General features: G+C 67.7%; 13 protein-coding genes and 1 tRNA gene. 7 read left to right on the top strand and 7 right to left on the bottom strand.

Going from position 1 to position 13,099, the window contains the following annotated elements; translation table 11 throughout:
• Positions 1 to 1,254: an MFS transporter gene (locus tag LRQ07_RS12580; protein ID WP_256534812.1), complete on the bottom strand. Its 1,254-nt coding sequence runs from the start codon at positions 1,252 to 1,254 to the stop codon at positions 1 to 3.
• A 303-nt stretch (positions 1,255 to 1,557) separates the two neighbouring features.
• Here LRQ07_RS12580 and LRQ07_RS12585 point away from each other — a divergent pair, with 303 nt between their 5' ends.
• Complete coding sequence (locus LRQ07_RS12585; protein WP_232763762.1) at positions 1,558 to 2,874, top strand: alpha/beta hydrolase; 1,317 nt, start codon at positions 1,558 to 1,560, stop codon at positions 2,872 to 2,874.
• A gap of 112 nt (positions 2,875 to 2,986) precedes the next feature.
• On the opposite strand, the gene LRQ07_RS12590 is transcribed toward LRQ07_RS12585, so the two are convergent.
• The 4 genes from LRQ07_RS12590 to galU form a co-directional block, all read right to left on the bottom strand.
• Positions 2,987 to 3,059: transfer RNA gene (locus tag LRQ07_RS12590), tRNA-Ala, on the bottom strand.
• 51 nt (positions 3,060 to 3,110) lie between these two features.
• Positions 3,111 to 3,959 carry a hypothetical protein gene (locus LRQ07_RS12595; RefSeq protein WP_232763763.1) on the bottom strand — a complete coding sequence of 283 codons (849 nt, stop codon included), beginning with the start codon at positions 3,957 to 3,959 and terminating at the stop codon, positions 3,111 to 3,113.
• A gap of 93 nt (positions 3,960 to 4,052) precedes the next feature.
• The gene (locus LRQ07_RS12600) at positions 4,053 to 4,664 is read right to left on the bottom strand and encodes a GNAT family N-acetyltransferase (RefSeq protein WP_081997095.1); all 612 of its coding nucleotides are present in this window, start codon (positions 4,662 to 4,664) and stop codon (positions 4,053 to 4,055) included.
• Positions 4,665 to 4,706: 42 nt separating this feature from the next.
• On the bottom strand, positions 4,707 to 5,594 hold the full coding sequence (galU, locus tag LRQ07_RS12605; protein ID WP_256534813.1) for a UTP--glucose-1-phosphate uridylyltransferase GalU: 888 nt from the start codon (positions 5,592 to 5,594) through the stop codon (positions 4,707 to 4,709).
• Between the two features lie 41 nt (positions 5,595 to 5,635).
• On the opposite strand from galU, the gene LRQ07_RS12610 reads away from it, so the two are divergent.
• From LRQ07_RS12610 to mscL, 3 genes are read left to right on the top strand one after another with little or no spacing between them, the layout of a single operon-like run.
• Positions 5,636 to 6,232 carry a 5-formyltetrahydrofolate cyclo-ligase gene (locus tag LRQ07_RS12610; RefSeq protein ID WP_256534814.1) on the top strand — a complete coding sequence of 199 codons (597 nt, stop codon included), beginning with the start codon at positions 5,636 to 5,638 and terminating at the stop codon, positions 6,230 to 6,232.
• A gap of 15 nt (positions 6,233 to 6,247) precedes the next feature.
• Positions 6,248 to 6,520 carry an FmdB family zinc ribbon protein gene (locus tag LRQ07_RS12615; RefSeq protein WP_256534815.1) on the top strand — a complete coding sequence of 91 codons (273 nt, stop codon included), beginning with the start codon at positions 6,248 to 6,250 and terminating at the stop codon, positions 6,518 to 6,520.
• A 24-nt stretch (positions 6,521 to 6,544) separates the two neighbouring features.
• Positions 6,545 to 6,967 (top strand): large conductance mechanosensitive channel protein MscL, encoded by a 423-nt coding sequence (gene mscL / locus LRQ07_RS12620; RefSeq protein ID WP_256534816.1) that lies wholly within the window; start codon positions 6,545 to 6,547, stop codon positions 6,965 to 6,967.
• Positions 6,968 to 7,056: 89 nt separating this feature from the next.
• Here mscL and LRQ07_RS12625 read toward each other — a convergent pair whose 3' ends face one another.
• Both LRQ07_RS12625 and LRQ07_RS12630 read right to left on the bottom strand, forming a co-directional pair.
• The gene (locus tag LRQ07_RS12625; protein WP_047524264.1) at positions 7,057 to 7,263 is read right to left on the bottom strand and encodes a hypothetical protein; all 207 of its coding nucleotides are present in this window, start codon (positions 7,261 to 7,263) and stop codon (positions 7,057 to 7,059) included.
• The gene (locus LRQ07_RS12630; RefSeq protein ID WP_413775522.1) at positions 7,256 to 10,975 is read right to left on the bottom strand and encodes an AAA family ATPase; all 3,720 of its coding nucleotides are present in this window, start codon (positions 10,973 to 10,975) and stop codon (positions 7,256 to 7,258) included. Before LRQ07_RS12630 ends, LRQ07_RS12625 begins: the two co-directional genes overlap by 8 nt.
• Positions 10,976 to 11,153: 178 nt before the next feature.
• Between LRQ07_RS12630 and LRQ07_RS12635 the strand changes: the two genes are divergently transcribed.
• The 3 genes from LRQ07_RS12635 (at position 11,154) to LRQ07_RS12645 (ending at position 13,079) form a co-directional block, all read left to right on the top strand.
• Entirely contained in the window at positions 11,154 to 11,666 is a 513-nt protein-coding gene (locus LRQ07_RS12635) for a methylated-DNA--[protein]-cysteine S-methyltransferase (RefSeq protein WP_256534817.1), read from the top strand.
• Positions 11,667 to 11,801: 135 nt separating this feature from the next.
• Positions 11,802 to 12,659, top strand: a complete 858-nt coding sequence (locus tag LRQ07_RS12640) for a LuxR C-terminal-related transcriptional regulator (protein ID WP_256534818.1) — start codon at positions 11,802 to 11,804, stop codon at positions 12,657 to 12,659.
• Positions 12,660 to 12,734: 75 nt separating this feature from the next.
• Positions 12,735 to 13,079, top strand: a complete 345-nt coding sequence (locus LRQ07_RS12645) for a histone-like nucleoid-structuring protein Lsr2 (protein ID WP_047522476.1) — start codon at positions 12,735 to 12,737, stop codon at positions 13,077 to 13,079.
• Positions 13,080 to 13,099 lie beyond the last annotated feature (20 nt).

The following is a 13,099-nucleotide window of genomic DNA, read 5'->3' on the forward strand; positions in this document are numbered from 1 at the left end:
TCAACCGCCCGACGGGTCCGAGTTCGTGGTCGCAGCACCCTGCAGCGAGTGCAGCTTCGCCAACGGCGAGAGGGCTACGTAGAGCAGCTGCGCAGCGAACAGTGCGGTGGCGAGAAGCAGGCATCCTGTCGTGCCCCAGAACACGCTCACCAGCGCGGCCAGTGCCGCGCCGACCGGTCGGGCACCGTAGGTCGCCACGACGAGAAGGGAGGAGACGCGCCCCAGCATGTCGACCGGCGTGATCGCCTGACGGATCGACGTCGTCGTGATCGCCCAGATCACCGGGCCGAATCCGAAGAGGAAATAGCTCAGCATGGCGAGCACGGACGTGGGCGCGACAAGTGTGACCGCCAGGGCGAGCGCGGCTCCGAAACCTCCGAGAGGACCGAGCAGCGCCGCGCCTCCGAGGCTGAGCCGCCTGGTGATCGCGGGCGAGACGGCTGCACCCACGGCCATGCCCACTCCGCTCGCGGCGAGCGCGTACCCCACGTGCATGGGCGTCATGAGAAGGATGTCGACGGCGTAGACGACGAAGATCGCCTGGATGATGAACCAGCCGATGTTGAAGACGAACGAGGTCAGGATGATGGTGCGCAGCACCGGGATCGACCATCCGAATCGGGCGGCCTCGCGCAGGTCACGCAGGATGGGTCGACGAGGTGCGCCGCTCTGCGGTGGGATGTCGAGGCGGAGAAGCAACAGTATGCCCAGCACGCACAGTGTGGTCGCCACGACGAAGGCACTCGATGCGCCGAGCCGCGACGCGAGCAGGCCGGCAGACGCAGGCCCGGCGATGAGCGCCGCGCTCCGGCCGAGCTCCACCCAGCGGTTCGCCTGGATGAGTTGATCCCGATCGACGAGCTGCGGTACGACAGCGGGCATCGCGACGCTGAACGCCACGGTTCCGACGGCACCGAGGAAGCCGATGAGCACGAGCTGTGGGAACGTGAGCACCTCGGTTACCAGGAGGACGATGGTCAGCGCCAAGGTCACGGCACGCAGCGACTCGGAGACGATCAGCACGGTTTTGCGGTTCAGCCTGTCCACCAGCAAGCCGACGGGGATTGCGAAGAGCAGGAACGGGAGCGTGTGAGCCACCTGCAGAACTGCTGTCTGAGCCGGGGAGGCTGAGAAGACCAGCACAGCGACCAGCGGCGCGGCGGCGAGGGACACCTGCTCGGCGAATTGGACGAGGACACCCGACCAGCCGACGCGGACGAAGGATCGGGGAAGCTTGCTCGTTACCGAAGACACATCCTCACGGTATTGAGCATCCGCGGCGGACTCCGGCGGGAATCGGACGCGGCATCCGGCGAGCAAATCTCGGCGGAGAGGGGACAGAACCACTCAGCTCCCGACGAGCGACTACTGAGTTCAAGGATTCTTCGCCACCGTGTCTCACGGAGCCACGTAAGTTAACCCAGTCGCCGAAATGCCGGACACATCCCGAATCACGGCATCACCCACGGATCTGCAGGACTCGAAGCCTGGTCCGACGCTGAGCGACACTGCGTGGTGCGCACACGTGCGCCACTGGTCACATTATAAGGAACTTCCATGAATTCTGCTACCCCCAAACGTCCCTCGATCGGCGCACGCATCAGCCGCAGGACAGCCTCCGTCGTTGTCTCGATCGTCGCCGTCGTCCTCGGAATCGCTCTCGGTGTGCTCGCTGCAGTCCTCGGCCTCAGCATCAGCCTGCCGCTCGGTCTGATCGCTGGGGCGGTCACCCTCTTCGCCAGCGTCTGGGTACTGACGGCCCTCGCACACAAGATCTGGCCGTCGAGCAAGTCGATCCGCCCGAGGCTGGCGCGCCGGAAGGCACCCTATGTGGTCGCCGGTGCCGCCCTCGCGATCGCGGGCGTCGCCGCAGGAGCCACGGTGCTCGCTCCGGTCGAAGGTGAGGAGAACCCGGTCGCAGCGATCGAACCCCGCTACTGGGATCTCGACACGGGCTCGCGCGTCGCCTATTGGAAGTTCGACGCCAAGACCGCATCCACCTCGGATGTGCCGATCATCTTCGTCCACGGCGGCCCTGGAGGCTCCAACCAGGCTCACGACTTCGAGTTCTTCCCTGAGCTCGCGGCGACCGGACACGACGTGTACCTCTACGACCAGCCCGGTGCCGGCTTCTCGCCGAACCTCGACCTCGACGACTACACGCTGGAGCGAATGGTCGAAGACCTCGACGCGATCCGCGAGGAGACCGGCTCAGAGAAGGCCATCGTCATCGGCCAGTCGGCCGGTGGGTTCGTGATCGAGGCGTACGCTGCCGAGCACCCCGAGCACGTCGAGAAGGCCATTCTGACCGCCCCCGGCGGGTACCTCACCTCCCCCGAGATCACGGCTGCCTCGGCCGAAGAGGAGAAGAAGCGCGAGGAACTCGGTCTGAACGTAGACGCGGGTGACATCGGCAACATGAACGAGAAGGTCACTCCCCGCATCCTGACGACCATCATGCTCCACTCGTTCGGCTTCTCCGCCGCCGCGGAGAACCTCACGTCGCAGGACGACGTCAAGCGCTGGTCTGCCGTGGCCCTGGGCGACAACACGGGTCTGAACTTCCACGCCAACCTCATGCTCGCCAAGGACTTCGGGATCCACGCCGAAGACACCCTGGAGAAGCTGAAGGAGCTCGACGTACCGACCATGATGCTCAAGCCGCAGTTCGACTACGTGCTCTGGAGCGTTCAGTACCCGTACGTGGAGGCGAACCGCGACATGCAGGTCGTCTACATCGAGGACGCGGAGCACACCGCCTGGGTGAAGCAGCCGAAGGCAGCCCGTGACGCGATCGCCACCTTCATCGAAGGAGGAACGCAGGACGTCTACACCGGTTCGGAGTCGCCCGCGATCACCCTCGGCAGCCGCTGAGACCTGGCGGGACGCACGTCCGGTGTGAGCATTAGGAGCTCCCTTCGCCCGTGCAGCAAAAGAGACGGCCGGTCAGTCATGATCTCTCATGTCTGATCGGCCGTCTTCTCGGTGGACCTAAGGGGATTCGAACCCCTGACCTCCTCGATGCGAACGAGGCGCGCTACCAACTGCGCCATAGGCCCGTGAACAACATCTACGCTATCACGGCGAACGGGATGCTCGCTTCCGTCCGATCATCCGGCGGCACGGCGAGAGAGGAGTTCGCGCACGTGCGCCTCGATCTCGGCGTCGTCGACGAAACCCATCTTCGCGTAGGGCGAGGATGCGGCGGGAAGCGGTGTGGGCGCGGCCGGCGCCATCTGCTCGGCACGCTCACGGAGCGCGGCCACCCGCGCGGCCTTGCGGCGTTCTTCCTGCGCCTCGATCTGATCCTGAGCGGCCTGCGCGCGCGACCCGGCGACGGAGACCAAGGGCTCCGGCAGCGGCCGTGGCGTCCAGGTCGCTCGGCCCTGGTCATGCAGTTCAGGAGCAGCGACGCGTTCGACCACCGGAGCGGACACGACGTGCGTGGCGCGTGCGGCCCGAGCGGCGACAGCTGCCATCCGCTGAAGTGCGATTCCGGCGGGAACGATCAGAGCGCCACCGAGCCACAGCAGCAGCGAGGAGCCGGCGACGACGAGCTGCCAGACACCGAAGCCGACGGCGGCGAGGCCGAGCAGGAGCGAGACGGTGGACACCATGCGCACGCGACGACGGGCGCGGGCACGACGGATCACCGGGTCGGCCCTGGTCGCGGCGAGCTGTTCCCGCAGCGACTCGAGCTCTGCGGCCTCACGTTCCGACTGCACGCGCTTGGCGAGCTTCTGCTGCGCCAATGCGGTGCGCGCATTCAGTTCGAAACGCACCTCTTGCGGCGTCTCGCTCGTCTCGGCGAGAACCCTCAGCGCCTGGTTCAGGCGGACGGCGTTGCGCTCCGCGGCGTTGTACTGAAAACGACCACGCCACGACGGGAGCAGATAGAGCATCCAGAGGAGCACGGCGACGAGGACGATCACCCCTCCACTCAGCACCGGCCCGTCCATGGTGATAACGCTACGGGCACAGGGGCGGCGTGGCCGTACAGAAGGGCGCGTGTCGCGGCGAGTCCTTCCGGATCCGCCCGGTTCGGGGTCTCGTCAGAACGAGATGCGGTCGGAGGGCGGCACGGTCGAGGCATCCGGCGGCACCTGACCGCTCAGCCACCGCGCCAGCACTCCCTGCGGCACATCCTCCTGCGTCAGCGCGAACGCGTAGTGATCGCGCCAGTCGCCATCGATGTGGATGTACCGGCGGCGCAGACCTTCGTAGCGGAATCCGAGCTTCTGCACGACGCGGATGCTCGCGGCGTTCTCGGGACGGATGCAGATCTCCATCCGGTGCAGCCCGTACTCCGTGAAGCATGCGTCCGTGGCGAGCGCGACGGCGGTCGGGGTGATGCCCCGCCCGGCGAACCGCTCGCTCACCCAGTAACCGATCGTCGCCGAGCACAGGGAGCCGCGGGCGACACCCCACACGTTGAGCTGTCCCGCCACCTCACCGTCGTACTCCATGACGAAGGGGTAGCCCGAACCGTCGCGGTACTGCTGCAGCAGCCTCCTGATGCTGAGTCGCATGTCGAAGGACACCGAGCCGTAGGGGACCGTCGCCTCCCACGGCTGCAACCAGGAACGGTTCGCGAGCAGTTCGTGCTGCAGCGGGCGGGCATCCTTCGCGCGGATGAGCCGCAGTTCGATGGGTCCGTGTCGCATCCCCGCCGCCAGTTCCATGCCGCACCGACCCCGCAGAGTCGCCTAGAGGCGTTCCGCGAACTCCTTGAGCCACGGGCGCAGTTCGGGGCCGAGGTCATCCCGGTCCGCTGCGAGCTGGACGATCGCCTTGATGTAGTCGACGCGGTCGCCCGTGTCGTAGCGGCGTCCGCCGAAGATGACGCCGACGACGCCGGGACCCTGCTGATCGGTCGCGAGCTCCTGCAGCGCATCCGTGAGCTGGATCTCGCCGCCCTTACCCGGCTCGGTGCGCTCGAGGATCTCGAAGACCGATGCCGGCAGGACGTAGCGGCCGATGATGGCGAGGTTCGAGGGAGCATCCTCCTGCGCGGGCTTCTCGACGAGCCCGGTGACGCGAACGGCGTCCGACCCCTCGATGTCCTCGACAGCGGCCGCGCCGTACATGTGGATGTTCGCGGGGTCGACCTCCATGAGCGCGATCACCGCGGCACCGGTGCGTTCGTGCTCGGCGATCATGTCCGTCAGCAGGGGGTCGCGCTCGTCGATGAGATCGTCTCCGAGGAGCACCGCGAAGGAGCTGTCCCCCACGTGGGTCCGTGCCCGCAGGACGGCGTGCCCGAGGCCCTTCGGCTCTCCCTGACGCACGAAGTGGATGTCGGCGAGGTCGCTCGACTTCATCACCCGCTCCAGCCGCCCCGTGTCGCCCTTCTCCATGAGCTTCACCTCGAGCTCGGGAACCGAGTCGAAGTGGTTGGAGATCGCGTTCTTGTTGCGGCCGATGATGACGAGGATGTCATCGATCCCGGCGTCCGCCGCCTCTTCGACCACGTACTGGATGGCCGGCTTGTCGACGACCGGAAGCATCTCCTTCGGCATCGCCTTCGTCGCAGGCAGGAATCGTGTCCCCAGTCCTGCTGCGGGAATGACGGCCTTGATCTTCTGTGCACCCATCCCCACAGCCTAGCGGTGAGCATCGCCGTAGACTCGAAGCCATGTCGAACGACGTCGAACACGCCAAACGCGCGCTCCGCGCCGATCTGCGCGAGCGGCGTCAGCTCCTCTCGGACGCGCAGCGCGAAGCCGCCGCCACCGCCATCGGTGAACGACTCGACGCGCTCATCGACGATCTCGGCGCCCGCTCGATCTCGTGCTTCCTCTCCACCACCACAGAACCGGGCACTCGTGAATTCGTGACGCGGGCGGTGCGCCGCGGAATCCGCGTCCTCCTTCCCGTCACCCGCGCCGACGGACTTCTCGACTGGGCCGTCGCCACGGAGGACGATGAGATCACCGAGGGGCTCTACGGACTTCCGGAGCCGACCGGAGAGGTCCTCGGCCCGATCGCCGTCAACGACGTGGAGCTGATGATCGTCCCCGCCTCCGCCGTCGACCGCAGCGGGATGCGGATGGGCTGGGGGCGCGGATACTTCGACAAGACGATCGGCTCGATGGAGAGATGCCCTCCGGTCTATGCGGTCGTCTATGATTCCGAGGTACTCGACGAACTTCCGAGCGAGGTGCACGACCAGCCGGTGAACGGCGTCGTCACCCCCTCGCAGACGCTCACCCTGTCGCCTCCGCGACGCTGACCCGCAAGGACGCCCATGCCCACCTACGCCTATGCCTGCACCTCGTGCGGACACCAGTTCGATGCCGTGCAGAGCTTCGCCGACGATGCGCTCTCGGTGTGCCCGGAGTGCGGCGGCACCCTGCGCAAGCAGTACGGCTCGATCGGGGTGACGTTCAACGGCTCCGGCTTCTATCGCACGGACTCGCGCGCCAAATCCGGTGGTTCGAAAGACACTTCGGCATCATCGAAGTCGGAATCGACGACGAGCGCCAAGCCGGCCGCTGCGTCGACACCGGCCTCTTCCTGAGGCCCAGACCTGTTCGGAGATCCCATGTTCAAAGGCTTCAAGGACTTCCTGCTCCGCGGCAACGTCATCGACCTCGCCGTCGCCGTCGTCATCGGCACGGCGTTCACCGCGATCGTCACCGCGGTCGTCAACAGCATCATCAACCCACTGATCTCCCTCTTCCTCAAGGCCGACGCCGCGGGAGATTTCGGGATCCCCGTGACGAACATCTACGGCGAAGAGGTCCTGTTCCCGATCGGCGACCTGATCTCGGCGATCATCACCTTCCTGGCCGTCGCCGCGGTGGTCTACTTCGTCTTCGTCCTGCCGATGAACACCTTCAAGGCCCGGGTCGAAGCACGCAAGGGCACGCCGGCGGAAGAGCCTGAGGAAGAGCCCGCCGCAGCGAGCGAGGCCGAGCTGCTCGTCGAGATCCGCGACCTGCTCAAGGCACAGCGCGGGGTCTGACCGCTCCCCCGTCACCAGAGACGCACGGCTTCTCCTCGGAGGGCCGTGCGTTTCTCGTCCGCCGACCGCACCATCGGCAGCCCGGTCCCTCAGTAGTGCGGGGGCACGTCCTGGATGAGTTGGTCGTCGTTCGGACCCTTCGGTCCCTTCGACCGCGCCGGTGGCGGCGTCGACTCACCGGGTGCGGACTCCGGTGCCGGATCACTGCCGGGAACCGGCGTCAGGCGAGCACGACGGGAGCCGGGGACCCGCACCACGCTCTGGCGCGGAGTCCGGTCGTCGTTCTCGTCAGTCATTCTGGGTGTCGATGATGTCGATCGGCTGCGTGTCGTTCTCCGCACGCGGGGCGGAGTCGGAGATGCCGAGCACGGCGGCGATGCGCGTCGCCACCGTCACCGGATCGCTGTACAGATCGAAGGCGTGCACGCGCACGTAGTGCCAGCCGAGACGACGCAGCACGTGCGGCCGCAGACGCAGGGTCTCCCGCAACGATTCGCCCCGGGATTCCGGATCGGATTCGATGACGACGGCCTTGCCCGCGTGCTGCGCGACGAGCGGCAGCAGCCCGCGGTAGTCGACGTCGACAGAGGCACCGAGCCGCCGGAGCTCCCGGGCCAGAGCGAGGGTGAGGGGGTCTGCGAGGTCCTCGAGCCGCGCATCCCGACTGCGCGTGGCGAGCCCCCCGAGGATCGACATCAATGTGGCCGCGCCGTGCTCGAGACGCCCATCGTCGAACGACGAGGGCCGGATCGAGGAGACCAGGACCATCGAACGGCGGGCACGGGTCATCCCGACGGTCAGGAGCCGCTCGCCATCAGGGGTGGAGAGGTCGCCGAAGTCGCTCAGGACACGACCGTGCTTGGTGAGTCCGAAGCCGAGCGAGAAGATGACGCGGTCCCGGCTCTCGGCGACCGATTCCTCGAGGGTCAGCACCGCGAAGGGCTCGACCGTGTCCCGTCCGACGAAATCGGCCACATCCGATCGGCCCGCGAAAGCGGAGGTGACGGCCGCGCGGACCCGCTCCGCGTGGCGTGCGCTGGCCGTGACGACCATGAGCGACTCCGACGGGCGGTGCACGGCATGCTCCACGACGAGTGTGACCACTCGGGCGACCTCGGCATCCGGGCTCTCGACCGCGCCCGAGATCGGATCGGGAGTGCCGGTGCCGCCCTCGACGTAGTCGACCGTGAGACTGCCGCGACCGAGGTACGAGCCGGCCCAGGGCAGCGACACGATCTCGCCGCCGTAGAACGCGTCGTTGATGAGTTCCGCGAGGTCTTCGCCACCGGCTCGGTAGCTCCGGGTCAGCGTCATCACAGGCAGCAGCTCGGACAGCCGCTCGAACGCCGAGACGTCGTCGAACGGGACCTCGGGCTCCCACGAATCCTCCGGATCGACCGCGATGTGGAAGGGCGTCGGACGCTGTGTGACCGGGTCCCCGAAAGCCACGATCTGACGAGCACGACGGATCGTCGGCGCTGCCTCGGCGAGGTTGATCGCCGCCGCGTCGACGAGGAGGACGGTGTCGAACTCCACGGACTCCGGGATCTCCGGCACCTGATACGGCGAGGAGATCCAGACGGGAGCAAGCACGTCGACGAGCGTGGGCGCGGCACTGACGATCTGCGCGGTGGTCGCCGACTGCTGCGTCAGCGCGCGGCGGAGGTGCTGCGATTGCTGAGGCTCGTCGACGATCGCGATCCGCCACTGGTTCGCGAGCTGCCAGGCGAGAAGAGGACCCGCCATCGCGGCATGCGCTTCATCCACCAACCGGAAGTCCCGCTCGAGACGGTCGACCACGGCGGTGTTCGCGCCGAGGAGGGCACGGTTGTCCTGCAATGCTCGCTCGAGGAGTGACTGCCACCAGGCGAACTCGAGCTCCTCCCCCACCTGCGACTCGGAGACGTGTCGCACCGAGAGTTCCGTGAGCAGCGGCTCGAGCCCGAGGAGCGCCAGACGGTCACGCAGCTGTGCGCGCTCCACGAGGTTCTCGAAGACGTCGGACTTGGCAGCGAGCCCGGCCAGGGTCCGCACGAGTCGTGCCACGGGCAGCGAGGCCAGAGGCTCGCGGCGCCCGAGCGCGGCATCGAGCTCGGCGAGCTCGGCCTCCGCCCGCTGCCAGGCGGCGTAGACGTCGGCGAGACCGAGCGGGATCTCCGGAGCGGCACCGGCTTCGACATAGCGCTGCCACTGCGTGCGCTGGGCCTGGATCCGCAGTAGGGCCTCGTGCATCTCGGTGACGTGGACGCCCGGACGCACATATTCCTTGGCGAGACGACGCAGCCGCCGCCTGTTCGCCCCGGAGAGCCCGGGCGCATCGCGACGCGAGCCGTGCGCCTGGATGAGCTCGCCGAGCGGACGCTCGAACACGGTGGGACTGAAGCGGTCCAGGGAGTCGCGGATGCCCTGCAGCAGCCGCAGGTACTCGCCGAGTTCGTCAATGGTCGAGAACGGACGCATGTGCGTCTGCGCGATGAGTTCGTAGCCGCGTTCCAGGAGGGCGGGAACGCTGCTGGAGTGCAGCCTCCCGGCCAGTTCATGGGCGGCGCGTGCGGCCTCGGTGCTGGCGAAGGTGACGCCGTACCAGGGAGAGTCGTTCGGACCGAAGCGGAACTCGCCGAGACGTGCCGCCTGGGCGAGCGCTTCGGCGGCTTCGCTGCGGTCTGACGCCAGACGACGCAGTGCGTCTGATCCGAGCCGCGCGGTCGTGGAGGGAGGGACCGGCAGGGAGGCGAGCCGGGTGAGTTGGCGGGTCGCGTCGAGCACCGACGCGTCCATGCCGGCGATCGGCGCGGTGAGCGCCTCTCGATAGTCGCGAAGCACCGTGCGCAGGCGCACCAGCGCATCGTCGACCTCGCTGACCTTCGGAGCCGTGGCCTTCTCGTTGCGACCGATGGCCCTCACGAGGTCGCGGCGGACGCTGGCGGGCGAGATCGCAAGACTGTCCAGACCGATGCCCGCGAGCCGATGCCGCACACCGTCCAGCGTCGACCGACGGGCGGAGACCACGAGCACCCGCTTACCGCCCCGCACCAGTTCGCCGAGCGCGTTGATCACGGTCTGCGTTCCGCCCGTGCCGGGAAGTGTCGCGACGGTCAGGGAGTGCCCCGCGGCGATGCGTGCGAGCACGGCTTCCTGCTCGGCGTCGGCATCGAGGAGCAGGTTGTCGGACGCGGGAGCACGATCGTCGGGGCCGGTGTGGTGCGGCGTGGCCCGCGGTGCCGTGACACGCTCGCGGTCGCCGACGTGGCCGCCCAGCGCGTTGAGGACCACGTGGTCGAGGCTTCCCCCATCACGCGACATCGCACCGGACACGTCCGCGAACGTCGAGACGACGAGCCGCGGCTCGACCGAGAACGTGTCAATGGAGCGCGTCATCGCTCGCAGGCTGTCGATCACGGGCTGCGGCTTGAAGATGCCGCCGTCATAAGCGAGGGCGGCGAGCGCCGCGGCGTCGATCGAGAGGCCGAAGTGTTCGCGTGCGATCCGGACGAGCGCGGGGTTCACCTCGAAGGCGCCCTGCAGCTTCAGCTCGAAGTCCGAGTGATGGCGACGGATCGCCAGCGGGCGAAGCAGCACGGGTGCGGCGAAGCCTGCCCCTCCGATGCGCCACCCCGCGACGCCGACGGCGAGGTGCACGGCCTCGATCCCTCGGACCGTGCGGAGTTCGGTGTTCTTCGCGGTGATGCGCTCCGCCGCGAGTCGCGCGGTGCGCAGGCCCACCTCATCGCGGAACAGATTCGACAGGAGGGTCGACTTGCCGGTGATGAACTGCGGCAGGCTGCCCGGATGCGCTTTGGAGATGTCGATGCCGGACTCGACGGTGTCGCGGAAGCTGACCAGCGGCGACGGCCCCCCCAGATCAGCGGCCTCGGCCCTCAACCGGGTCCGTTCGGCCTCGGCGGCATGCGCGATGTCGACACCGGTCGCGGTCTCACGCAGGTCACCGATCGACACAGCGGCTTCCGCCGCTGCGTCCTCCGCAGACCTGTCTTCACGTCGCCACACATTGACACCCTAGGCGCGACACGCGGAGAGCGAGAGTATCCCAGGCGGGTTTCCGCCGAATTTCCGCCGGAGACGGGTGACCCGCACTCCTCCTGCCCCGCGCTCCACCGTTTCGTCTTATCCACCTGAGCCGGGCGGAGGATGGTCCGCGACCGCTGTCGCCGGTCAGGATGGTGCCATGACCTTCCGCTACGACTTCGCTCCGACTCCGTTCGGCGACGCCCTCGCGGTGTTCTCCGACGAGGGCATCGTACGATTCGACCTCTCCGAGTCCGAAGACCCGCACGTCCCCTGGCTCCTCGAAGGGGTCGCCCGCCAACTGCACGCCGTCCCGGAACCCGACCCCGGCGCCGCCGACGAGCTCGCGCACCTGCTCGCCGAGTACTTCGACGGCTCACCGGTCGCCTTCCAGGAGCACCTCCGGCTCGATTGGCGCCTGACCGACGGTTTCGCGCGCACCGCGCTGCAGACCATCAGTGGCATCGCCTGGGGAGAGACGATGAGCTACGGCGACGTCGCCGTGATGGCAGGACACCCCGGCGCCGCTCGCGCCGTCGGCACCGCGTGTCGGCTCACACCGTTCTCGATCATCGTTCCCGTGCACCGGGTGGTGCGCTCGGATGGAAGCCCTGGGCATTACGGCGCACACCCCGAACGCAAGCGGTTCCTGCTCGACCTCGAAGCCGGCTGACCCCGCGTGGCGCGAGACGTGGACCCGGCGAGTAGGCCGCCGGGTCCACGTCTGACGCCAGGGGAGAAGAAAGCCGGGTGATAAAGTCGACGCTACGAAACGGGGCACGCAGTCGTCACCCGGAAGCAGGTAATCGTGAGCGCTCCCGCCACCCTCGAATCCGAGACCGAACTCGTCGCCAATGCCGTGCGCGAGCTCGCCAGACGAACTCGTTTCCCCGTCGCTTTCGGCGGTCTCATCGAAGAGGGCGTCGTGAGCGTCACCAGTATCGTCGGCGCACGCACCCGCTCGCTGGACGGACTGCGCGTCCGCCCGGAGCGCGGACTGGGCGGACGAGCGATGATGGAGTTGCGCCCGCGGATGACGAGCGACTACGGCTCGTCCCAGCAGATCACCCATGACTACGACGTGTTCGTCCTCGGTGAAGGCCTGCGCACGCTCCTCGCCCTGCCGATCATCGTGCAGGGCCGCCCCCGCGGCGTCCTCTACGCCGGCGGGTGGGATGAGGAACAGGTCGGCGGCGTGACCACCGCACCTGCCATGCAGGTGGCGCAGTCGGTCGCCGACGAGCTGCGCATCCGTGACGAGGTCCAGCGGCGGATCCAGTCGAACACCGGCGGGGGTGATGCCGTAGCCCCGCCACAGCGTGAGGAACTCCGGGAGAGCTTCGCCGAATTGCGCAGCATCGCGGCTTCCCTCGATGACGCCGAACTCCGTGCGCGCATCGCGCGGGTCGAGCAGCGTCTCGTCACCCTCGCAGGCGACGATCCGGCCGTCTCGACCAGTCCGATCCCCACCGTTCGCCTCTCTCCACGGGAGACCGACGTGCTCGCCTGCGCCGCGATGGGTGCGACCAACGCGGAGATCGCGACGCAACTGGGTCTGCGCGAGGGCACCATCAAGGCGTATCTCGGCACGGCGATGTCCAAACTCGACGCCTCCACGCGACATGCCGCCGTCACGCGCGCACGGCGTGCAGGTCTCCTCCCGTGAACATATTCACCGCATGAATGTCAATTCGCTATTGTCCGGTTGCTCGGTTTCGCCGGATGACATATATTCGCATTCATGGCGAGAAGAATTGTGCATCAGCTGGTAGACGACATCGACGGCAGTGTCCTCGAAGTAGGTGAAGGCGAGACCGTCCACTTCTCGTTGAATGGCACCTCCTACGAGATCGATCTGAATTCGTCCCATGCCGAGGAGTTGCGCGCGGCTCTCGAGCCGTACATCTCCGCCGGACGCCGCGCCGGTTCTTCCGCCGCGACCCGCACGTCGCCTTCGCGCAAGCGCCCTGCCCGCAATCCGGAGGTCGCGGCGATCCGCGCATGGGCCAAGGAGAACGGCCACGCCCTCTCCGAGCGCGGACGAATTCCCGCGCCTATCGTCGACGCGTACAACGCCGCACACTGATCTCGTACCGAGTCATCCCT

It is taken from the genome of Microbacterium sp. J1-1 (assembly GCF_024498615.1).
Lineage (GTDB): Bacteria > Actinomycetota > Actinomycetes > Actinomycetales > Microbacteriaceae > Microbacterium > Microbacterium aurugineum.